The 23,241-nt window shown below is 67.1% G+C and carries 16 protein-coding genes; 9 read left to right on the top strand and 7 right to left on the bottom strand.

Annotated features, from left to right (window positions below):
* Window positions 1–180 precede the first annotated feature (180 nt).
* From AC5P7I_RS04195 to AC5P7I_RS04170, 6 genes are all read right to left on the bottom strand, one after another.
* Entirely contained in the window at window positions 181–2,070 is a 1,890-nt protein-coding gene (locus tag AC5P7I_RS04195) for an MFS transporter (RefSeq protein ID WP_014648652.1), read from the bottom strand.
* Window positions 2,071–2,168: 98 nt separating this feature from the next.
* Complete coding sequence (locus AC5P7I_RS04190) at window positions 2,169–2,963, bottom strand: SDR family NAD(P)-dependent oxidoreductase (protein ID WP_262087815.1); 795 nt, start codon at window positions 2,961–2,963, stop codon at window positions 2,169–2,171.
* A gap of 142 nt (window positions 2,964–3,105) precedes the next feature.
* Window positions 3,106–5,283: a YccS family putative transporter gene (gene yccS / locus AC5P7I_RS04185; RefSeq protein WP_014648650.1), complete on the bottom strand. Its 2,178-nt coding sequence runs from the start codon at window positions 5,281–5,283 to the stop codon at window positions 3,106–3,108.
* 170 nt (window positions 5,284–5,453) lie between these two features.
* Entirely contained in the window at window positions 5,454–8,576 is a 3,123-nt protein-coding gene (locus AC5P7I_RS04180) for an efflux RND transporter permease subunit (protein ID WP_049403847.1), read from the bottom strand.
* A 31-nt stretch (window positions 8,577–8,607) separates the two neighbouring features.
* Window positions 8,608–11,841 (bottom strand): efflux RND transporter permease subunit, encoded by a 3,234-nt coding sequence (locus tag AC5P7I_RS04175; RefSeq protein ID WP_046432840.1) that lies wholly within the window; start codon window positions 11,839–11,841, stop codon window positions 8,608–8,610.
* Between the two features lie 74 nt (window positions 11,842–11,915).
* On the bottom strand, window positions 11,916–13,160 hold the full coding sequence (locus AC5P7I_RS04170) for an efflux RND transporter periplasmic adaptor subunit (RefSeq protein ID WP_014648647.1): 1,245 nt from the start codon (window positions 13,158–13,160) through the stop codon (window positions 11,916–11,918).
* A 186-nt stretch (window positions 13,161–13,346) separates the two neighbouring features.
* Between AC5P7I_RS04170 and AC5P7I_RS04165 the strand changes: the two genes are divergently transcribed.
* The 9 genes from AC5P7I_RS04165 to AC5P7I_RS04125 all read left to right on the top strand — a co-directional run bounded on the left by AC5P7I_RS04165 (window position 13,347) and on the right by AC5P7I_RS04125 (window position 22,397).
* Complete coding sequence (locus tag AC5P7I_RS04165; RefSeq protein WP_262087816.1) at window positions 13,347–14,666, top strand: M20 family metallopeptidase; 1,320 nt, start codon at window positions 13,347–13,349, stop codon at window positions 14,664–14,666.
* 549 nt (window positions 14,667–15,215) lie between these two features.
* Window positions 15,216–16,034 (top strand): NADPH-dependent 7-cyano-7-deazaguanine reductase QueF, encoded by an 819-nt coding sequence (gene queF, locus AC5P7I_RS04160; protein WP_049439336.1) that lies wholly within the window; start codon window positions 15,216–15,218, stop codon window positions 16,032–16,034.
* A gap of 285 nt (window positions 16,035–16,319) precedes the next feature.
* On the top strand, window positions 16,320–16,613 hold the full coding sequence (locus AC5P7I_RS04155; RefSeq protein ID WP_005419771.1) for a LysM peptidoglycan-binding domain-containing protein: 294 nt from the start codon (window positions 16,320–16,322) through the stop codon (window positions 16,611–16,613).
* 46 nt (window positions 16,614–16,659) lie between these two features.
* Window positions 16,660–17,172, top strand: a complete 513-nt coding sequence (locus AC5P7I_RS04150) for a hypothetical protein (RefSeq protein ID WP_262087817.1) — start codon at window positions 16,660–16,662, stop codon at window positions 17,170–17,172.
* Window positions 17,173–17,529: 357 nt separating this feature from the next.
* Window positions 17,530–19,752: an NADP-dependent isocitrate dehydrogenase gene (locus AC5P7I_RS04145; protein WP_046432822.1), complete on the top strand. Its 2,223-nt coding sequence runs from the start codon at window positions 17,530–17,532 to the stop codon at window positions 19,750–19,752.
* A 316-nt stretch (window positions 19,753–20,068) separates the two neighbouring features.
* Window positions 20,069–21,034: a hypothetical protein gene (locus AC5P7I_RS04140; protein ID WP_075076478.1), complete on the top strand. Its 966-nt coding sequence runs from the start codon at window positions 20,069–20,071 to the stop codon at window positions 21,032–21,034.
* The gene (locus tag AC5P7I_RS04135; protein WP_014648641.1) at window positions 21,027–21,575 is read left to right on the top strand and encodes a GTP-binding protein; all 549 of its coding nucleotides are present in this window, start codon (window positions 21,027–21,029) and stop codon (window positions 21,573–21,575) included. The genes AC5P7I_RS04140 and AC5P7I_RS04135 overlap by 8 nt, the downstream gene beginning before the upstream one ends.
* Window positions 21,568–21,984 carry a roadblock/LC7 domain-containing protein gene (locus AC5P7I_RS04130; RefSeq protein ID WP_075076477.1) on the top strand — a complete coding sequence of 139 codons (417 nt, stop codon included), beginning with the start codon at window positions 21,568–21,570 and terminating at the stop codon, window positions 21,982–21,984. Before AC5P7I_RS04135 ends, AC5P7I_RS04130 begins: the two co-directional genes overlap by 8 nt.
* A 53-nt stretch (window positions 21,985–22,037) precedes the next feature.
* A complete protein-coding gene (locus tag AC5P7I_RS04125) occupies window positions 22,038–22,397 on the top strand; it encodes a hypothetical protein (RefSeq protein ID WP_014648639.1) in 360 nt (119 codons plus the stop codon).
* Window positions 22,398–22,471: 74 nt separating this feature from the next.
* Here the strand turns inward: AC5P7I_RS04125 and AC5P7I_RS04120 are convergent, their stop codons facing one another.
* A complete protein-coding gene (locus AC5P7I_RS04120) occupies window positions 22,472–23,218 on the bottom strand; it encodes a KilA-N domain-containing protein (RefSeq protein WP_014648638.1) in 747 nt (248 codons plus the stop codon).
* Window positions 23,219–23,241 lie beyond the last annotated feature (23 nt).

Here is a 23,241-nt window from a genome sequence, read left to right as displayed (position 1 = left end):
CGAACCTCCCCCCTGTGGGTGCGTAATCTACCTCAACCCGCGCTGCATGTATGCGGTTACAGTCAGATACTGGCCGGTATGGCCCTTGATCTGACGCATCTGACGGACCTCTGCGATGCATCGGAGGGCGAGGATGGGGGGCTTGTCGCTGGGACGGTCTACCCGTGTCCGTGCGGTCGATCAGGCGTGATCACCACGCAGGGCCCGCACCTGGGCCTCCAGCACCGGGGCGCTGGTGGTGCGGCCATCCACGGCCGGTGCCGCCACCACCTCGACCGTGGCGCGGAAACGACGCGGCACCCGCATGCGGCCAAGGCGGCTGTCGCGGCGGCTCCACATGCTCGACCACATGCCGCGCAGCGCCATCGGCACCACCGGCACCGGCCGCCGCTCGAGGATCTTCTCGACGCCGGACTTGAACGGCGCCATCTGCCCGTCGCGGGTCAGCGCGCCCTCGGGGAAGATGCAGACCAGTTCGCCTTCGGCCAGCGCCGCGTCGATCTCATCGAACGCACGCTGCATCAGCGCTGGGTCTTCGCGCGCCCCGGCAATCGGGATCGCCTTGGCGGTCCGGAAGATCCAGCGCATCACCGGGATGTTGAAGATCCTGTAGTACATGACGAAGCGCACCGGGCGCGGGATGGTCGCCGACAGGATCAGCGCGTCCATGTAGCTGACGTGGTTGCAGACCAGCAGTGCGGCGCCTTCGTCCGGCACGTTGGCCTCGATGCCGTGCGGGCGCAGCCGGTACAGGGTGCGCACCATCAGCCAGCTGAGGAAGCGCATCAGGAATTCGGGGACGATGGTGAAGATGTAGATCGCCACCAGGGCGTTGGCGATGGCCAGCGCCAGGAACTGCTGCGGAATGGTCCAGTGCAGCAGCTTGTGGGCGGCCAGCGACAGCAGCGCCGCAGCGACGATGAAGCCCGAGTTCTGGATGTTCAGTGCGGCGAACACGCGCGACATCTGCGCCTTCGGCGTGCGGCTCTGGATCAGTGCGAACAGCGGCACCACGAAGATGCCGGTGAACAGGCCGATGCCGATCAGGTCGATGACGATGCGGATGCTGCCGGGCTGCTGCAGGAACGGCCCGATGGTCAGCCCGTGCACTGTCGCTTCGCCGCTGCGGGCGAAGTACAGGTCGAGCAGGAACGCGGTCATGCCGAACGCGCCCAGCGGTACTAGGCCGATTTCCACCGTACGTGCTGACAGCTTCTCGCACAGCAGCGAGCCGACGCCGGTGCCCACCGAGAACAGGGCCAGCGCGAAGATGTACAGGGTCGGCTGGCCGCCCAGGTTGGTCACCGCATAGGCCGGCAACTGCGAGGTCAGCACGGTGCCGACGAACCAGAACCAGGACACGCCCAGGATCGAGTTGCGTACGGCTTTCTGCTGGCGCGCCATGCGCAGCACCGCCAGCGATTCCGGCAACGGGTTCCAGTTGATCTTCAGGTTCGGGTCGCCGGCATCGACCTTGGGAATCAGGCGGGCGGCGATGTTGCCGCAGATCGCCAGGGCGATGATCGCGCACGCGGCCACCACCGTGCCGTGGCTGCCAGCCACGGTGAACACCAGGCCGCCGACGATCATGCCGGAGAGGATCGACATCGAGGTGCCCATCTCGACCAGGCCGTTGCCGCCGGTCAGCTCTTCTGGCCTGAGCACCGACGGCAGCACTGAGTACTTCACCGGGCCGAACAGGGTGGACTGCATGCCGGTGCAGAACAGCGCGACCAGCAGTACCGGCAGGCTCTGGGTGAGGAAGCCGGTGGCCGCCAGCGACATGATCACGATCTCCATGGTGGTGGTGATCACGATCAGTCGCGATTTTTCCAGTTTGTCGGCGATCTGCCCGGCCAGCGCCGAGAACAGGAAATATGGCAGGATGAAGATGGCCGGTGCCAGGGTGGCGTACAACCCCAGTTCTTCCTCCGGCACAGCCATGAACAGCAACATGCTGATGATCGCCTGCCGGTACACGTTGTCGTTGAACGCACCGAGCGCCTGGACCACGAAGAACGGCAGGAAACGGCGCTGGCGCAGCAGGGCGAACTGGTTGTGACCGGACATGGAACCTCCTTGACCGGCGCAGCCTAGCATTCCTTCCCCTCCGCTGTGGATGCGGACCTGTGGGTGCGGACCGTTGGTCCGCACACCTGCCAGCACTCTCAGACGATATCGTCGACCACGCCGCCATCCACGCGCAGCGCCGCACCCGAGGTCGCCGAGGCCTGCGGCGAGGCCAGGTACACCACCATGTTGGCCACTTCCTCGACCGTGGCGGTGCGCTGGATCACCGAGGACGGCCGGTGCGCCATCACGAACTCACGGCCGATCTGCTCCAGCGGCTTGCCGCTGCGCTGGCGTTCATCCTCGAACATCGCCGCAAAACCATCGGAGAGGGTCGGGCCGGGCAGCACCGCGTTGACGGTGACGCCACTGCCGGCCACGCGCTTGGCCAGGCCGCGCGACAACGACAGCTGCGCGGTCTTGCTGACCCCGTAATGGATCATGTCGGCGGGAATGTTGCGCGCTGATTCGGAGGAAATGAACAGCACGCGGCCCCAGCCGGCATCGACCATTGCCGGTAGCAGCGCACGTGACAGGCGCACGCCGGACATCACGTTGGTCTGCCAGTAGCGCTCCCAGGTCGCATCATCGGTCTCGAAGAAGTCCTGTGGGCCGAAGATGCCGGCGCTGTTGACCAGGATGTCGACCTTGGGCAGGCCGGCCAACAGTGTTTCGACACCGGCTGCATCAGAGAGATCGGCGGCGACGCCGACCACGTCGGCTCCCGGCACGGTGGCGAGCAGGTGCCGGCGGGCGCGCTCGACGCTGTCGGTGCTGCGGCCATTGAGAATGACTCGCGCACCAGCGCTGGCCAGTCCTTGGGCGATGGCCCGGCCGATGCCGGCGGTGGAGGCGGTGACCAGCGCGGTGCGGCCACTGAGCTCGATTTTCATGGCGATAGTCCGGAGCGGGGGGATTGCCCAGTATCCGCGCGGCCGCGTGATCGAACCGCAGCGCCAGGCGCAACGCGCCGTTGCACACGGCGCAATTGACCCATGCCACGCGTGGGTGGGATCTCCGATCAGCGATGAGGAGTCAGGTCAGGCTGGTCACCGCTTCATTGGCCGCTGCCCGCACCTTCGGCAGCATTCGCAGCACCAGCGCCATCTGCGTGCGGATCAGCTGCAGTTTCGGCGGCATCGCCTCGTCGATCTGCTCCAGCTCGGCGGCCACCGCGCGGTCGGCGTCGTTGTCATCGTCGGCGACCGGTTGCCGTGCGGTCAGCGCCGAGGCCAGTTGCTGCAGTGCCTTGCGCACGCGCTCGCCGGCCGCCAATGCCAGCGGGTCGCCCGCATAGCTGTCCACCTGGTCGCGATGCGCGCCCAGCGCCGACAGGTGTCCCAGCAGCGTGTTGGACAGCGCCAGGAAGCGGAAGCCGGCATCCAGATTGCGGCGCACATGGCCGGGCTCACGCAGCATGTTCGACAGTGCGGTGGACAGCGCGGCATCGGCATTGTGCATGTCGCGCCGCGCGATGCGGTAGGCCAGGTCGTCGCGCATGCCGCTGCGGTACTGGCCCAGCACCGAATCCAGGTAGCGAGCCGCAGTGTCCAGCACGCGTGCCAGGACGAGATGCAGCTGCCGGCCCTGCCAGTCGGGCAGGACCAGGAACGCGGCCGCCGCTGCGATCGCGCAACCCAGCACCGTATCGACCATGCGCGGCACGATCAGCACGAAGCCGTCGCCGATCAGGTTGAAGCAGGTCAGTGCCATCACCGTGATCGCCGCCGACGCCACCAGGTAGCGGTCGGTGCGGGTGAAGAAGAACAGAAGTGCAGAGAGCAAGGCGATCAGCAGCTGCACGTGCAGCTGCGGGAACAGCTGCAGCAGCGCCCAGGTCAGCACCAGTCCGGCCAGGGTACCGACGATGCGCTGGGCCAGGCGTTGGCGGGTGGCGCCGAAGTTGGGCCGGCACACGAACACGATGGTCAGCAGTACCCACGAACCGTTCTGCGCATTGAACAGGCGGATCGCTGCAAAGCCGGCAATCAGCGCCAGCGCCATGCGCAGCCCATGCCGGAACAGCACCGAGCCGGGCGTAAGCTGCTGGCGGATGCGCACGCCCATCTCGCGCAGGGTGTGTGGGTTGCTGTCGCGCAGGCGGGTATCGACGTTGTCCAGGCTGGCTTCGGAGCGCTCGGCATCCAGCAGGCGCCGTTCGATGCTGCGCAGGTTGTGCACCAGCAGGTCCAGCGAGCCCAGCAGGCGCTGCCATTGCGGCCGCTGCTGGTCGCGCAGGTAGGCCAGCGCATCGGCCAGGTCGCGCCCGGCCTGCTGGTTGCCTTCTCCGTACACGAACGGACGGCGCAGCCGGATTGCCTCGCCCAGGCGGGCACAGGCCTGTCCCTGCAGGTCAAGCAGGCGCTGGCAGCGGTACAGCACGTCGCTGTGGAAGAACGCGTCCACCAGCGCGCCGTACGGGTAATGCGAGGAACTGGCGCGCTCGTGGAAATCCTGCGCCATGTAGTACAGGCGCAGGTAAAGGCCGGAGTTCACGCCGGGTCGGCCGGAGCGACCGAAGCGGGCCAGGATCGCGGTCTTGGCCTCGTTCAGCGCGCCGACCACGCGGCGGTTCTGTTCGGCCAGGTCGAGCTGGCGACGTTGCAGGTCGGCTTCGCGCACCGGCTCGAACAGCGCGGCCTTCAGCTGCAGGTAGCGGCCCAGCTCAACGTACAGTCGCGCCACCCGCTCGCGGACCGGCCGGTTGGCGAACAGCGCGGTCCACAGGATCGACAGCAGGCCGTACCAGACCGCACCGGCCAGCAGGTGGCTGACCGCTTCCAGCGCACTGTGCAGGTCGCTGGCACCGTGCTGTTCCAGGCCGATCATGGTGTAGATCGCCAGCGTCACCGTGGCCTGGGCAATGGACGCATAGCGCTCGCCGAGCGCGCCGAGCAGGGTCAGGCCGAAGGTGGACAGCGCCAGCGCGCCGATGAAGATCCACGGCCACGGGAACAGCCAGATGACCGATGCTGCGGCAATGCAGAAGCACAACAGCGACAGCGCCACCGCCTTGGTCCGGCCCCACCAGTTGTCATCGGTTTCGGCGATGGCACTGGCGATGATGCCGAGGAACACGCCGGGCAAGGCGGTCAGCGCATCCAGCTGCCAGCACACCGCCAGCGCCGCGGTCAGGGCGATGAACACCCGCAGGCCGTAACTGGCCTTCTCGTGGGCCCACAGGCGGCTGAGGCGGGATTGTCGGGCGGACATGCAGGCTCGGCGGAAGGGTCTCCGACCATTATTGCGGGTGTGGGGTGAAGGGGACAGCCCGCGCAGGAATCCGGTAGTGCCGGCCGCTGGCCGGCAGATTTGCGGTACGGAGAAAGCCGGCCAGCGGCCGGCTCTACCCATAGATCCACGCCGCGCGTGGATGGGCCCTTCTACGCCCGCTGCGCGCGCTTGAGCAGCTTGGCTTCGCGCCTGCGTGCGCGGCGTGCGCGCCAACGCTCGGCCAGGCACGAGAAGATCACGTACAGCGCCGGCGTGCTGAGAAGGGTCAGGCTCTGCGAGAACAGCAGGCCGCCGATCATCGCGATGCCCAGCGGGCGGCGCAGCTCGGACCCTTCACCCAGGCCGATCGCCAGCGGCACGGCGGCCAGGATCGCGACCATCGTGGTCATCATGATCGGGCGGAAGCGCACGATGCTGGCCTCGCGTGCGGCGTCGCGCGGCGCCAGCCCATGCTCGCGCTGCGCCACCAGTGCGAAGTCGATCATCATGATCGCGTTCTTCTTGACGATGCCGATCAGCAGAACCAGCGCGATCATCGAGATCACCGACAGTTCGGTGTTGGTGCCGAACAACGCCAGCAGCGCACCGACGCCCGCCGCCGGCAGCGTGGACAGGATGGTGACCGGGTGGATCAGGCTCTCGTAGAGCATGCCCAGCACCAGGTAGACGGTCAGGATCGCGGCAAACACCAGGATCAGCATGTCGCTGGGATCTGAATTGAAGCCGAAGCCCGCATCGTCGGCCAGGCGGATGTCGCCAGGCATGCGCATGCCGGCGACGGTGGCATCGATGATCGCCTTGGCCTCACCCATGCTCACGTTCGGAGCCAGGTTGTAGCTGAGGTCCATCGTCGTGTACTGGTTCTCGTGGGTGATCTGCGAGGGGGCCAGGCCGGGCATCTGCGTGGCCACCGCGGTGATCGGCACCATGTCGCCGTTGCGCGCACGCACGTACACCTCATCCAGCGCCGCCGGGGTGGCGGTCTGCGAGGGCAGGGCGTTGACCACCACGCTGTACTGGTTGATGTCCGAATAGATGGTGGAGATCTGGCGCTGGCCGAACGCACCGTACAGCGCGCCGTCGATGGCGCCGACAGTGATGCCCAGGCGCGCGGCCTTGGCGCGGTCGATCTGGATGTTCTGGCGCAGTCCGGCATTGTCCACGTCGGTGCCGACGTCACGCAGCTTCGGGTTCTTCTTCAGTTCCGCCTGCAGCTTGGGCAGCCATTCCTGCAAAGCAGCCAGGTCGTTGCCCTGCAGGGAAATGCGGTACTGCGCGCCCTGGCTGGAACCGCCGCCATCGTTGCTGGGCAGGTCCTGGATCGCGCGCAGGCGCAACTGCAGGTCGGGGTAGCGATCGGCCTTGGCACTGAGTCGCGCCAACGCATGTGCGGTGGTTTCGCGGCGACCGTCGCTGCGTGACTTCAGCTCGATGTTGAACTGTGCACTGGAGCCCTGACGGCCGCTGCCGAGGCGCACACCCACGGTTTTCACTGCCGGGTCGGCCATCAGCATGTCGGTGATGCGACGCTGGCGGGCGACCATGTCCTCGAAGGAGACGGTGGCGCTGGAATTGGCGCGGCCCCAGATCAGGCCGGTGTCCTGCGGCGGGAACGCGCCCTTCTTCACCGCCCCGAACAGGAAGATGGTGACGCCGATCAGGATCAGCGGCGTCAGCGACAGCAGCAGCGCGTGGCGCAGCGAGAAGTCCAGGAACACGGTGTAGATGCGCAGCATGCGCTCGTGGCCGGCATCCAGCCAGCGTCCGAAGCGCGACGGCGGCGCGCTGTGGTCATGGGCGCTGAGGAAGCGGCTGCACAGCGCCGGGGTCAACGTCAGCGAAACGATCATCGAGACCACGATGGCCGCCACCAGGGTGACGGTGAACTCGCGGAAGAACGCGCCCATCATGCCGCTGGCGAACAGCAGCGGGATGAACACCGCGACCAGCGAGGCGGTGATCGAGACAATGGTGAAGCCGATCTCGCGCGCACCGGTCAGCGCCGCCTGCATGCGCGGCATGCCCTCATCGAGGTGGCGCATGATGTTCTCGATCACCACGATCGCATCGTCCACGACGAAGCCGATCGCGATCACCAGCGCCAGCAGGCTCAGGTTGTTCAGGGTGAAGCCCATCACGTACATCACCAACGCGGCACCGGCCAGCGACAGCGGTACGGTCACTGCGGCGATCAGCGTCGGTGCCAGCCGGCGCAGGAACAGCGCCATGGTCAGCACCACCATCGCCAGGCTGATCAGCAACGTGATCTGCACTTCATGCAGCGACGAGCGGATGGTCGGCGTACGGTCGAAGTACGGCGTCATCGTGGTGCCTGGCTGCAGGTAGTCGCGCAGGGTCGGGATCTGCGCCTTGACCCGGTCCACGGTCTCCACGATGTTGGCGCCGGCACGGGTGAACACGTACATCACCACCGCCGGTTTGTGGTCGAACCACGCGGCCTGGTAGGCATCCTGCTGGCCGTCGTAGACATTGGCGATGTCCTTCAGGCGGATCACCCGGCCATCGCCCTGGGTCTTGACCACCAGGTCGGCGAAGTCGGCCGCACGCGCCACCGAATCGTTGGCGATGATCGCGGTTGTGGTGTTGCCGTCGCTGAGGAAGCCGGTGGGCGAGGTCACGTTGGCCGCGCGCACCGCATTGCGCAGGTCATCGGCGGTCAGGCCCAGCGCGTTCATCAGGCGCAGGTTGACGTCCACGCGCACCGCTGGCGTCGACGCGCCGGCGATGTCGACCGAGGCGACGCCACTGATCTGGCGGATGCGCTGCGCCAGCAGCGAATCGGCGACGTTGTACAGCTCATCGGCCGACTGCGTCTGCGAGGTCAACGCGATGGCGATCACCGGGTCATCGTTCGGGTTCGCCTTCTGGTACATCGGCGACCCCATGCCCGAGGGCAGGTCGGCTTGCGCCGAGTTGATCGCGGTCTGTACGTCCAGCGCGGCCGAATCGATGTTGTGGCCGCTCTGGAAGATCATGAACACCAGCGAGCTGCCTTCCGAGCTCGACGAGCGCATGCGGTCGATGCCCGGCAGCTGGCCGAGATGGCGTTCCAGCGGCGCGGTAACCGTGGAGGCCATGGTCGCCGCATCGGCGCCGGACTGGCTGGCATGCACGAAGATCACCGGGATCTCGATGTTCGGCAGTGCCGATACGCCCAGGCGCAGGTAGCAGATCAGGCCGACCATGAACAGGCCGATGGCCAGCAGCGCGGTGCCGATCGGGCGGCGGATGAAGGGGCCGGACAGGTTCATCGTGCCGCCCCTTGCAGCAGCGGGGCGTGGATCATGCCTGCGGCTCCTGCAGCGAACCGTCGCGCAACGCACGCTGCTCGCGGCGGCGGGCAAGCCACTCGGAGAAGCGCTCCATGTACAGGTAGATCACCGGCGTGGTGTACAGCGTGACCAGCTGCGACAGCAGCAGGCCGCCGACGATGGCGATGCCCAGCGGGCGGCGCAGCTCCGAGCCGATCCCGGTGCCCAGGGCCAGCGGCAGCGCGCCCAGCATGGCCGCGGCGGTGGTCATCATGATCGGGCGGAAGCGCAGCAGGCAGGCACGGCGGATCGCTTCGTGCGCGTTGGCACCGGCGCGGCGGGCCTCGATCGCGAAGTCCACCATCATGATGCCGTTCTTCTTGACGATGCCGATCAGCAGCACGATGCCGACGATGCCATCCACCGACAGGCTCAGGCCGCACAGCATCAGCGCCAGCAGCGCGCCGACACCGGCTGGCGGCAGCGTGGAGATGATCGTGATCGGGTGGATGTAGCTCTCGTACAGCACGCCCAGCACGATGTAGATCACCACCAGCGAGGCCAGCAGCAGCCACACCACGTCCGTCTGGCTGCCAGTGAACTCGGCGGCCTTGCCGATGAACTCGGCATGCAGGTGGGTGGGCATGTCCAGGCTGTCCTTGGTCTCCTGGATTGCACGCACCGCTTCGGACAGCGAATAGCCCGGCGCCACGTTGAACGACACCGTCACCGCCGGCAGCTGCTGCTGGTGGCTGACCACCAGTGGCGCGCTGCTCACCTTGCCTTCGGCCAGCGCCGACAGCGGGATGATGTTGCCGGCGCCGACGGTGATGCCGGTGTTCTGCGCGCCGATGCCGGTGGCGGTCGACGAGTTGGACGAGGTGACCTGGCCGAAGCTGGTGGCGTTGGTGCCGGTCAGCGCGCCGGCGCCATTGGAGGCCACCGCCAGCTGCTCCATCAACGCGGTGCTGGTGCGGAACTCCGGCGCCACTTCCAGCACCACGCGATACTGGTTGAGCTCGGTGAAGATGGTGGAGATCTGGCGCTGGCCGAACGCATCGTAGAGCGTGTCGTCGATGGTCTGCATCGGCACGCCCAGGACGCTGGCCTTGTCGCGGTCGATGTTCAGCTCCAGGGCGCGGCCCTGGTTGGACAGGTTGTTGTCCACGTCAGCCAGTTCCGGGCGCTTGCGCAGCGCTTCAGTCAGGCGCGTGGCCTGGGTCGCCACCGTTGCCGAATCGACGTCCGACAGCGAGTACTGGTACTCGGTAGCGGCCACGCGGGTATCCAGGGTCACGTCCTGCACCGGCTTCAGGTACAGCGCCACGCCGGGAATGCCGGCCACCGCCTTCTGCAGGCGCGGCAGGATCTGCTCCAGGCCATCGCGCTGGCTGCGCTCCTTCAGCACGATCGACAGCTGGCCCTGGTTGAGCGTGGGGTTCATGCTGCCGGCACCGATGAACGCCGACACGCCGGTCACATCCGGGTCGTGGCGCAGTGCTTCGGCGACCTGCTTGGTGCGCTGTTCCATCTGCGGGAAGGCGATGTTCTGGTCGGCCTGCACCACGCCGGTGATCAGGCCGGTGTCCTGTTCGGGCAGCAGGCCCTTGGGAATCAGCACATACAGCAGCACGGTCAGCACCAGTGCACCACCGGCCACGGCCAGGGTCAGGCGCTGGTGGCCCAGCACCCAGTCCAGGCTGTGCTCGTACAGGCCGACGGTGCGCGTCCACAGGTTCTGCTTGCCGGCCGCTGCCGCGCGCTCATGCGCGTCTTCGCCCTCGGGCAGGGCGTCGGGCTTGAGCAGGTAGGCACACATCATCGGGGTGAGCGTCAGCGAGATCAGCATCGACAGCACGACCGCGATGCTCAGCACCCACGCGAACTCGTGGAACAGGCGTCCGGTGACGCCGGGCATCAGCAGCAGCGGCAGGAACACCGCCACCAGCGAGACGGTCAGCGACAGCACGGTGAAGCCGATCTGGCGCGCGCCGATCTCGGCCGCTTCCTTGCCACTCTTGCCCTGCTCGATGTAGCGCACGATGTTCTCGATCATCACGATCGCATCGTCGACCACGAAGCCGGTGGCCACCACCAGTGCCATCAGCGAGAGGTTGTCCAGCGACATCCCGGCGAACGCCATCACCGCGAAGGTGCCGGCCAGCGACAACGGCACTGCCACCGACGGGATGATCGTGGCCCACAACCGGCGCAGGAACACGAAGATCACCGCCACCACCAGGCCGATGGTGAGGATCAGGGTGAACTGCACTTCATGCACCGAGGCGCGGATGGTCTCGGTACGGTCGTTGAAGATCTCCAGGTGCACGTCGGCCGGCAGCACGCCCTGCAGCTGCGGCAGGATCGCGCGGATGCGCTCGACGGTCTGCACGATGTTGGCACCAGGCTGGCGCCGGACTTCCAGCAGCACCGCCGGCTTTCCATCGGCCCAGGCGGCCAGCTGGTCGTTCTCCACGCCATCGATCACCTCGGCCACGTCCGACAGCCGCACCGGGCGGCCGTTCTTGTAGCTGATGATGGTGTCGCGGTACTCGGCGGCGCTGGCCAGCTGGTCGTTGGTGCCGATGCTGTAGGACTGCGTCTTGCCGTTCAACGAGCCCTTGGGCGCATTGACGTTGGCCTGGGTCAGTGCGCTGCGCAGCTGCTCCAGGGTCAGGCCCATGTTCGACAACTGCGCCGGATTGACCTGGATGCGCACGGCAGGGCGCACGTTGCCGGCGATCGACACCAGTCCCACGCCCTGCACCTGCGACAGGCGCTGGGCCAGGATCGAGTCGGCGTAATTGTTGACGTCGCGCAGCGGGCGCGTGTCGGAGGTCAGCTTCAGGGTGACGATGGCCGCGTCGGCCGGATTCACCCGGTTGTAGACCGGCTGGTAGGGAAGCGACGAGGGCAGGGTGGCCTGGCGGATCGCCGCCTGCACGTCCTGCGCGGCGATGTCGATGTCGCGGTCCATCGAGAACTGCAGGATGATCGTCGACAACCCGGCCGACGAGTCGGAGGTCATCAGCTCCAACCCGGAAATCTGCCCGAACTGGCGCTCCAGCGGGGTAGTGACCAGCGAAGCCATGGTGGTGGCGTTGGCACCGGGGTACTGGGTGGTGACCACCAGGCTGGGCGCATCGATTTCCGGCAGCGCCGACACCGGCAGCTTGCGGTAACCGAGGATGCCCAGCAGCAACAGGCCCGCCATCAACAGCGAGGTGGCGATCGGGCGGCGGATGAAGATCGTCGAAAAGCCCACGGACTGATCCTTGCTGGCACTTCAATGTCGGCGCCGGCGGGTATGCCGGCGCGAGGGAGATCAGTGGCCTGCGCTCAGCGCGGGCCACCACCGCGACGGCCACCGCCGCCAGCGTTCTTCTGCTCGGCCGCCTTCAGTTCGGCCTCGGTCGGTGCGGCCGGGGTCTCCCCCGGCTTCAGCGCGGTAACCTTGCTGCCCGGCTTCAGGCGGAACTGGCCTTCACTGACCACCCGCTCGCCGCCCTTCAGGCCTTCGGCGATCTGCACCTGGCTGTCGCCCACTTCCACGCCGCTGCGCACGGTCTGCATCTTTACCGTGTTGTCGCCCTGCACGATGTAGACGTACTCGCCATCCGGGCCACGCAGCACCGCCTGGGTGGGGATGACCACACCACCGGCGATCGTGCGCAGCTGCATGCGCACGTTGACGAACTGGCCCGGCCACAGGCCGTTGTCGGTGTTGTCGAAAATCGCGCGCGCCTTGAACGTGCCGCTGTCGGCACTGATCAGGTTGTCGACCACGTCGAGCTTGCCGTCGCCGGACAACACATGCGAATCGGCACGGTCCAGCGCGGCCACCGGCACCGTGCCGGCGGCCTGCGCCTGGCGCACGTCGCCGAGCTGGCGCTCTGGCAGGTTGAACAGCACGTGGATCGGATGGATCTGGGTCAGCGTGACCAGCGCGGTGCCGGCGTTGACCACGTTGCCCGCGTCGACCGCGCGGATGCCGGCGATGCCGGAGATCGGTGCGGTGACCTTGGTGTACTGCAGCTGCACCTGCGCCGAACGCATGCTGGCCTCGTTGGCGGCCACGGCGCTTTCGTACTGTGCCACTTGGTTTCGCTGTGTATCCAGATCGGTCTTGGCGACGTACTGGCGATACTCAGGCGCGTTCGAGCGCTGGAAGTTGGAGCGCGCAGTGGCCAACAGGGCTTCGTTCTGGCGCTTGGCTGCGGCGGCCTGGTCATAGCTGGCCTGGGCCGTGCGCGGATCGATCACCGCCAGCACGTCACCCTGCTTCACTTCCTGGCCTTCGCGGAAATTCAGGCTCATCAGCTGGCCGCCGACCTGCGGGCTGACGGTAACGGTGTTCATCGCAGTCACCGTGCCCAGCGCGCTGGCATACACCGGCACGTCCTGGCGCGTGGCCTCCACCACGGTCACCGGTACTGGACCGGCATTCGGATCCTCGCCGCCCTGGCGCGCCCCCGCAGCTGCACCACCGGCCTTGTCCTTGCCCCCGCCCATGACGCGCAGGCCGACCACGGCCAGCACCAGCACTGCCACGACCAGCAGCACGATCTTCCAAACACGTGACATTACGAGGACTCCGAGAGGGCTGGACCAGGCGGGACGCCGGGGCAATGCGCAAAGCATACCTGTGCCACATCACGTTTCCTGCATGACGGATGGGACGGGCGCTAAGACCGGATCGAGCGCCGGAGGTTCCCGTGGCGGCGGTGTTGCCCTACATTCAGCTGGAACCCTTCTGCTGTGGAGATTGCGATGCGCCGTTCGCTGCTGCTGTCCGCCCTGCTGCTGGCCCTGCCGGCCCTTGCCCACGCCCAGGACGGGCAGCGCCCGGAAGTGACCGCCGCCGCGCAGCGGCTGCAGGCCAAGGTGGTCGAATGGCGCCGCGATTTCCACCAGCATCCGGAGTTGTCCAACCGCGAGGCGCGCACCTCGGCCGAGGTCGCCAAGCGCCTGCGTGCGATGGGCCTGACGCCGAAGACCGGCATCGCCCACCACGGCGTGGTTGCGATCATCGAGGGCGGCAAGCCGGGGCCGAAGATCGCCCTGCGCGCCGACATGGACGCGCTGCCGGTGACCGAGCAGACCGGCCTGCCGTTCGCCTCCAAGGCCACTGACCAGTACCGCGGGCAGACCGTGGGCGTGATGCATGCCTGTGGCCATGACGCGCACACCGCGACCCTGCTCGGCGTGGCCGAAGCACTGGTGTCGATGAAGAAGGACCTGCCGGGCCAGGTGATGCTGATCTTCCAGCCGGCCGAGGAGGGCGCACCGCCGCCGGAAGAGGGTGGTGCGGCACTCATGCTGAAGGAAGGCCTGTTCGCCGATTTCAAGCCGGAAGCGGTGTTCGGCCTGCATGTGTTCTCCAGCGTGCAGGTGGGTCAGATCGCGGTGCGCGGTGGCCCGTTGATGGCGGCCTCGGACCGGTTCGGGATCAAGGTGATCGGCCGCCAGACGCATGGTTCGGCGCCGTGGAACGGGGTTGATCCGATCGTCGCCACCGCCGACCTGGTGGGCACCGCGCAGACCATCGTCAGCCGCCGCGCCAACCTGTCCAAGCAGCCGGCAGTGCTGACCTTCGGCGCGATCAACGGCGGCATCCGCTACAACATCATTCCCGATGAAGTGGAGATGGTCGGCACCATCCGCACCTTCGACGAAGGCATGCGCCAGCAGATCTTCGCCGACCTGCGCAACGTGGCCGAGCACACCGCCGCCGCGCATGGTGCCAAGGCGGTAACCGAGATCTACGAAGCCGACGGCAACCCGGCCACGGTGAACAACCCGGCATTGACCGCGAAGATGCTGCCGAGCCTGCAGGCGGTGGTGGGCAAGGACAACGTATACGAGCCACCGCTGCAGATGGGTGCGGAAGATTTCTCGCTGTACGCCAAGGAAGTGCCGGGCATGTTCTTCTTCGTCGGCTCCACCAGCGCGGGCATCGATCCGGCAACGGCGCCGGCCAACCATTCGCCGAAGTTCCTGCTGGATGAGAAGGCGCTGGATGTCGGGTTCCGCGCGCTGCTGCAGGTGAGCCTGGATTATCTGCACGGTGCCGGCACCCCGGCGGGGTGAGGGTTTCCGCAGGGCTTGCAGCCCTGCACCCGCTTGGATCAACGGCAACGTCAACGTCAAAAGCGGGCATTCCGTGGGATGGCGGGGTGGGTCCGGTTGAGGGGGACGCCGTAAACCCGTCCCTGGGGGCTTGGCCGCGGCATCCATGCCGCGGACACCCCCTCAACCGGACCCACCCCGCCTTCGACAGTGTCCCGCGGCTGTTGGTGCCCGCTGCTGTTGGTGGGTGCCGACCGTTGGTCGGCACGGCGGACGTCATGAACGTCTGAAGGATCGGATTCTGATTTTGATTTTCCTGATCTTTCCCGTGGTGGATCGGCGACAGAAATGTGTCGGAGGGCCGGGCGGGTGGGATGGGCGGGGTATCCGCGCCATGGATGGCGCGGCTAAGCCCCCAGGGATGGGTTCACGGCGTCCCCGCCCATCCCGCCCGCCTGGCCCACACCCCGGAACCCAGGCTTTCGACGACCCACCAACCCCACCACGGAGGGGCTCCGCCGTTGGCCAGCCCGGCCGAAGGCCCGCCGTCCGCGCGATACAATGGCGCCCATGAACACCCCACAGGATTCCAGCCTCGGTCGCGAGGTCAGTTACCCGTCGCAGTACGATCCCGGCCTGCTGTTTCCCATCCCCCGCAGCGGCGCCCGCGCCGAGATCGGCCTCGATGACGCCGCGCTGCCGTTCGTTGGCCACGACCGCTGGCATGCCTTCGAGCTGAGCTGGCTCGACGCGCGTGGCAAGCCGCAGGTCGCCGTCGCCACCGTGCAGGTGCCGTGCACCTCGCCGCGGTTGATCGAATCGAAGTCGTTCAAGCTGTACCTGAACTCCCTCAACAGCACCCGTATCGACAGCGCCGAGGCACTGCGCGCGCGCATCGTGGCGGATCTGTCGGCCTGCGCCGGTGCGCCGGTGGAGGTCGAATTCGGCCTGCCGGGCCTGCGTGAGACGCCGCTCGGCGAATCCATCGATGGGCTGGACCTGGAGATCGACTGCTACGGCCCGCCGCAGGCAGACTTCCTCGCCGCTGATGCCGGCGAGGTGGTGGAGGAAACCCTGGTCTCGGCGCTGCTGAAGTCCAACTGCCCGGTTACCGGCCAGCCGGACTGGGCCACGGTCAGCCTGCGCTACCGCGGGCCGAAGATCGACCGCGCCGGCCTGCTGCGTTACCTGGTCAGCTACCGCGAGCACGCCGAGTTCCACGAGCAGTGTGTTGAACGGATCTTCAGCGAGGTGTCTGCGCGCTGCCAGCCGCAGTGGCTGGAAGTGGAGGCCCGCTACACCCGTCGTGGCGGCCTGGACATCAACCCCTGGCGTGCCAGCCCGGGCATCGCCGCCCCGGCCGCGACCTACCGCGAACTGCGGCAGTAACCGCCACAGGCGGTTGCCCGTTGCACCGGGCCATGCCCGGCGAGCGCCGGCCAGCGGCCGGCATTACCATGATTCGCAGGCGGTTACGGGTGGAGCCGGCCGCTGGCCGGCAATCGGCCAAGGCCGGATCCCCCTGGCACAGCCGGCCAGCGGCCGGCACTACCGGGCGTCCATTCCCCCGATTGTTCAGCCGCCCCGGGGGGCGGCTTCACATCTGCACCATCCCCATTTAACAACCTCCATGGCACCGTGCGAATCACGTAGTCATGCAGACGGGAGTTGTGGATGAGTACCGAGAAGAAAGCCGATTTCTCCGGCGTCAGTGGCAGTGTCGACAGTACCGCCGAGCAGGTGCCGAAGGCGGACTTCTCCGGCGTCAGCGCTTCGGTGGACAGCACCGCAGACGTTGTCAGCGGCGGCACCTATACCGTGCAGAAGGGTGACTCGCTGTCGAAGATCGCCAAGCAGCATCTGGGCGACGCCAATGCCTGGAAAAAGATCTTCGAAGCCAACCGCGATGTGCTTGATGACCCGGACAAGATCTTCCCGGGCCAGACCCTGAAACTGCCGCCGAAGTAAGCCGGCCATCGAACGCCGTCCGACAATCCCTGGGAGGAACGCCCGAATGATCAAGACCACCCCGCTACAGACCGCCCTGATCGCCGCCCTGCTGGGCAGCGTTGCCCTGGTCGGTTGCAAGAAGGAGGAAGAGTCGACCGACAGCAACGCCGCTCCGGCAGCGACCGCCCCGGCCGAACCCGCAGCTCCCGCGCCGATGACCGGCGCACCGCCGCCGATGGCCGAAGCCTCTGCGGTCAACGTCTCGTCGGTCACCGTCGGCAAGACCGCCGCCGCCGACAAGTCGGTTGCGACGACGGCTTTGTTCGCACCGAAGGATGACATCATCGTCTCGGTCAAGACCGACGGCGCTGCCAACAACGTCACCGTTGGCGCCAAGCTGACCTATCAGGACGGCCAGGTAGCCGGCGAACAGAACGCTACCCTGAACACCAGTGGTGCGGAAACCACCAACGTCACGTTCAAGAATGCAAAGGGCTGGCCGGCCGGCAAGTACCGCGCCGAGGTCACCGTCGATGGCAAGGCGGCCGGAACGCCGCAGGAGTTCGAGGTCAAGTAGGTCCTGCCGACTCTCTCCCGGCAGGGCTCACGATGGACGCAGCCGCGAGGCTGCGTCCTTTTTTGTTGGGCGATGGCTGGCTTCATCCACGCATGGCGTGGATCTGCTGATGCTGTGGGGGGCTTCATCCTGGCGCGGATGGATCACAGCGTTGCCGCCGTGCAGTACCGCCGCGTATGGCGCGGCTTTGCCCCGCGCGGCTGAAAACGCGACAATGCAGGGGTTTCCCCGCCGCGCGCCCACCCTGACGGCGACGGGGGAAAGCGTGGGGCCCGGCCCCGCGCGCGACACGGTTGCACGTGGCCCGGCGCTGGCGCCGGCCTTCCCCTGAGCACTGCTACAGAGTCCAAGTCCCCCATGTCCAAGATTCTCTACACGCTGACCGACGAAGCACCGTTCCTGGCCACCCAGTCGCTGCTGCCGATCGTCGGCGCCTACACCGCCACCGCAGGCATCGTGGTGGAAACCCGTGACATCTCGCTGTCCGGCCGCATCCTGTCGCTGTTCCCTGAACTGCTCAGCGACGCGCAGAAGGTCAGCGACGACCTGGCCGAGCTGGGCCAGCTGGCGACCACCCCGGACGCCAACATCATCAAGCTGCCGAACATCTCCGCCTCGGTGCCGCAGCTGAAGGCGGCCATCAAGGAACTGCAGGACCAGGGCTATCCGCTGCCGGATTACCCGGAAACCCCGGCCGACGACCAGCAGCGCGACTACAAGGCGCGCTACGACAAGGTCAAGGGCAGTGCGGTGAACCCGGTGCTGCGCGAAGGCAACTCCGACCGCCGTGCACCGCTGTCGGTGAAGAACTACGCGCGCAAGCATCCGCACCGCATGGGCGCCTGGGCGTCGGATTCGAAGTCGCACGTCGCGCACATGGCCGCCGGTGACTTCTACGGCAGCGAGAAGTCGGCCACCCTGGCCAACGCCGGTTCGCTGAAGATCACCTTCCACGGCAAGGACGGCAGCGCCGTGGTGCTGAAGGAAAAGACCGCAGTGAAGGCGGGCGAGATCGTCGATGCCGCCGTCATGAGCCGCAAGGCACTGGCCGCGTTCATCGGCGAGCAGATTGCCGATGCCAAGGCCCAGGGCGTGCTGTTCTCGCTGCACCTGAAGGCGACCATGATGAAGGTCTCCGACCCGATCATGTTCGGCGTGGCGGTGAACGAGTTCTACAAGGACGTACTGACCAAGCACGCCGACGTGCTCAAGCAGGCCGGTTTCGATGCCAACAACGGCATTGGTGACCTGGCTGCGCGCCTGCCGTCGCTGCCTGAAGCCACCCGCGCCGCGATCGAGGCCGACCTGGCCGCCGAGTACGCGCAGCGCCCGGGCGTGGCCATGGTCAACTCGGACAAGGGCATCACCAACCTGCATGTGCCGAGCGACGTGATCGTCGACGCCTCGATGCCGGCGATGATCCGCGACTCCGGCAAGATGTGGAACGCCGAAGGCAAGCTGCAGGACACCAAGGCGGTCATTCCGGACCGTTGCTACGCCGGCGTGTACCAGGCCGTCATCGACGACTGCAAGGCGCACGGTGCCTTCGACCCGGCCACCATGGGCTCGGTGCCGAACGTCGGCCTGATGGCGCAGAAGGCCGAGGAGTACGGCTCGCACGACAAGACCTTCCAGATCGCCGCCGACGGCGTCGTCAAGGTCACCGATGATGCCGGCGCCGTGGTGTTCGAGCACGCCGTGGAAGCTGGTGACATCTGGCGCATGTGCCAGACCAAGGACGCGCCGATCCAGGACTGGGTCAAGCTGGCCGTCGAGCGCGCCCGCCTGAGCAGCACCCCGGCCGTGTTCTGGCTGGACGCCGCCCGCGCCCACGACGCGCAGGTCATCGCCAAGGTCGAGCAGTACCTGAAGGACCACGACACCACCGGGCTGGACATCCGCATCCTGCCGCCGGTGGAAGCCACCGCGTTCTCGCTGGACCGCATCCGCAAGGGCGAGGACACCATCTCGGTGACCGGCAACGTGCTGCGTGACTACCTGACCGACCTGTTCCCGATCATGGAACTGGGCACCAGCGCCAAGATGCTGTCGATCGTGCCGCTGATGGCCGGTGGCGGCCTGTTCGAGACCGGTGCCGGTGGTTCGGCCCCGAAGCACGTGCAGCAGTTCGTTGAAGAGGACTACCTGCGTTGGGATTCGCTGGGTGAGTTCCTGGCCCTGGCCGCGTCGCTGGAACACCTGGGCAACCGCTACGACAACGCCGCTGCCCGTGTGCTGGCCAAGGCGCTGGACGAAGCCAACGGCCAGTTCCTGGACAACGACAAGTCGCCATCGCGCAAGCTGGGTGGCATCGACAACCGTGGCAGCCACTTCTACATCGCGCTGTACTGGGCCCAGGCCCTGGCCGCGCAGGACGAGGACGCCGCCCTGAAGGCGCGCTTCGCCCCGCTGGCCAAGACGCTGACCGACAACGAGCAGAAGATCGTCGAAGAGCTGATCGCAGTGCAGGGCAAGGCCGTGGACATCGGTGGCTACTACCGCCCGGACGTGGCCAAGGCCAGCAAGGCGATGCGCCCGAGCGCGACCTTCAACGCCGCGCTGGAGCAGCTGCGCGGCTGATCCACTGCCGTTCGGCCGTGACACCGGAACCCGCGCTTCGGCGCGGGTTTCTTTTTATGGCGCTGGGGTCAGATCCCTTTTGCAAGCAAAAGGGATCTGACCCCATTCGACCCATGTCCAGAACCGTGACATCCGTCGGTCGTCGGAATGCCGTCAACGGGGCATGAAACTTGCCCGCGATGGCGGTCGCAGAATGGATCGGCGCCGTTTCGCAGTCGCCTTGAATCTGAGCAATCGATCACGACGGCCGCCGCTGGCGATGCCCTAGCCTTGGCGACGCGAGGCCACCGGGGAGGTGGCCGCACGGGGAACACGGATGGCACGCGTGCTGGTAGTGGGAACCGATATCCAGGGCGAGCAGGCCCTGCTGCAACGGCTGCGCCTGGCCTCGGCGCTGCCGGATGGCCAGGTCCGCCGCAGCCAGGATCTGGACGATTGCGATCTGCTGGTCATCCGCGATACCCCGGCGCTGCGCAACGCCGCCCAGCGCATGCGACAGCAACGTCCGCGCCTGCAGTGCTGGATCGAGGACATCGGCGGCCAGCTGCGTGATGGCGACGGGCATCAGGACGTGCTTGATGACGGTGCCATCGGTCGCGCGTTGCGTCGCATGCAGTTGGCACCGGAGCCCCTGGCCATGCAGACACCTGCGCCGATCCGCCTGGCAGATGGCGCGCACGCCATCACCCGCCTGCTGCGCGAGCGGCTGCCGCTGCGACAGGGCCAGGCACTGCTGGGTGATGCGGGCGAGCCTCTGCTGCTGATGGATCTGGAGCACGATCAGGCCGTGCTGTTGCAGGAGCCGGCTGCGGCGCTGGTGGAGCGGCTGGCCGATGCCTTTGAGCGCCTGCAGCTGGACGCGCTGACACCGGCGCGCCTGCAGGCCCTGGCCGGCGAGCGGCCACGCCAGCCGCTGCGGCCACTGCTGTGGCAATGGGCGCAACGCAGCCGCCATTGGCAGGCGCTGGACGAGCGGCTGCGCGGCGCGTCGGTGAAGCTGCTGCGCTGGCCGGACTTCCGCGTACTGGGCCATGACCACGATGGCTTCCGCCTGTGCTCGCTGCTGCTCAAGCGTGCGTGCACGGTTGAGGAATGCACGATGCTGCTCGAACTGCCGGCGGCGGCGGTTCGCGATTTCATCCATGCCGCCTATCTGTGTGGCTACGCGCAGCTGCAGGCCGCCCCGGCGACGCTGATGATGGCGGCAGGTGGCACCCGCACCGACAACGGACTGCTCGCCCGCCTGTGGCGGCACCTGCGCGGGAGCGAGCGCAATGCGTGAGCACAAGGTGGTCGTGCTGGGCGGCATGGGCAGCGGCAAGTCGACGCTGGTACGCAGCATCGCGGCTGGCGCGGTGGTCGACACGGATGTGGCCAACAGTGATCGCCTCGGCGCCGACAAGGCCTCCACCACCGTGGCGCTGGACTACGCAGACATCGACCTGCCCAACGGCGAACGCCTGCGTCTCTACGGCACACCCGGCCAGCAGCGTTTCGATTTCCTGTGGCCGATCCTGCTGCAGGGCGCCCGTGGCGCGGTGCTGCTGCTGGATGCGCGCCGCGCCGGCCTGGCCAGCGAGCTGGAAGGCTATCTGCAGGTGCTGCAGCCGTTCGCATCATCCTTGGCACTGGTCGTGGCGGTCACCCACCTGGACCAGGCACCGCAGGCCGCACTGGATGACTGGGCCATCCGTGCCTGCCTTGACGACCAGCCGCTGCCGCTGCTGGCCGTGGATGCCCGTGACCGAGGACAGGGACTGCTGCTGATGGATGTACTGATGAGCGAAATGGAAGCGCACGCACTGGTGGCTGCACATGGCTGACGGGCAGGTGGCGGGACTGCCCGACGCCGGTCAGCGTGAGCGCCTGCAGCCCCTGCTGCAGGACCTGCAGCAGCGGGTCGAAGGCGTGCGCACGGTCGTGCTGGCCAGCGTCGATGGCTTTGCCCTGGTCAGCGCCGGCGCCGAAGGGCGCGGCGAACGGCTGGCGGCGATGACCAGCGCGATGCTGGCGCTGGCTGCGGCGGTCGGGCGCGAACTGGTGCTGGGCGATCTGCAGACACTGATGCTGGAAGCGGCGGGCGGAAAGGTGCTGATGCTGGCGATCCAGGCCGAAGGGCGCGCACCGTTGCTGCTGATGGCGGCCTGCGACCAGCGCAGCGTGATCGGCCAGGTGCTGTGGCAGAGCAGGGAATGTGGCCAGGCGATCCTGGCCGAACTCGGCGGATCGTGAGCCCGGCCGCAGGGGAACAAGGGGCTCGGACCAACATCGACAAGGGGTGCGACGTGGCTGGATTGAATGATTCGTTGAACGCACTGATGGGCATCGACGGCGCGCAGGCAGTGGCGCTGGTCGATTACGAAAGCGGCATGCTGCTGGGCGAAGCCGGTGCCGGCATGGACATGGAAGTGGCCGCCGCCGGCAATACCGAAGTGATCCGCGCCAAGATGAAGACCGCCGCATCGCTGAACCTCAACGACAGCATCGAGGACATCCTGATCTCGCTGGGCAAGGCGTACCACATCATGCGCCCGGTGGCGAAGAAGAAGGGCCTGTTCTTCTACATCGTGCTGGACCGTACCAAGTCCAACCTGGCATTGGCCCGGCGCAAGGTGCAGGACGTGGAGGCCGAACTGGCGATCTGAGCGGCCGCCTCCGTAGCGCCGGACCATGCTCGGCTGCTTCCAGCCGAAGCAGCCGAGCACGTTCGGCGCTGCCTTCAGGCTGCTGGAAGCAGCAGTGCAGAGACGAACGAGAGAGCCTTGCTGTCGCGTGCGGCGAAGTACCTGGGCGCATGATCTGGCAGCCACACTTCGTTGAAGTGGCGGCGGAAGTCCTCGTAGAACTCGTTGGGATACAGCTTGGCCTGCACCGTGCGGCCGTCCGGGTAGGCGTGGTCATACGTGGGCAGCGCATCGGTGTCGACGCCGCGATGATCCCTCAGCCATTTGCAGAACAGTCGGCCTTCGGAGATGTCCGGCACCAGCGCCTGCGGGAGCGTATAGCCCGCCTGCTCCAGCGGTGCGATCAGGTTCAACGTCAGCTCGTTGAGCATCGAGAAATGGGTGTACGGCACCTTGGCACGGTTCTGCATGTAGCGGTCGATGTGCACGGGCAGCAACGCATTGGCGCGACCCTGCTGCCATTCCACCACCCACTGCGAGACCTTCACTGCGAACCTGCGCGACAGCCACTGGCCGAGGTGGATGGCGAGGTACGGGTGGATCCAGGTGCCCTGCATGGCCGGGTTCCCACCGGATACCACGTGGATCAGCTCATTCTCGGACAGCTTCGTCTGCGCCATGAGCTCCTGCAGGAACTCCTCCGTCGATTTCAGTGCCCGGTAGTCGGACCAGCGCTTGCCGACGGACTGGCACAGGGCGGTCGCGCTGATGTAGCCGTCGCGGGCGCGCTGCGGGATGACGTTGCCTTCCTCCACGCGCGGAATAAAGGTCATTTGCTGCATGCGTCACCTCGTGCCGTTGTTGG

The organism is Stenotrophomonas sp. YJH_SMC_138 (assembly GCF_059369855.1).
Note: the sequence above shows the minus strand (reverse complement) of the source record. Positions and strands in the feature narration are given on the sequence as shown.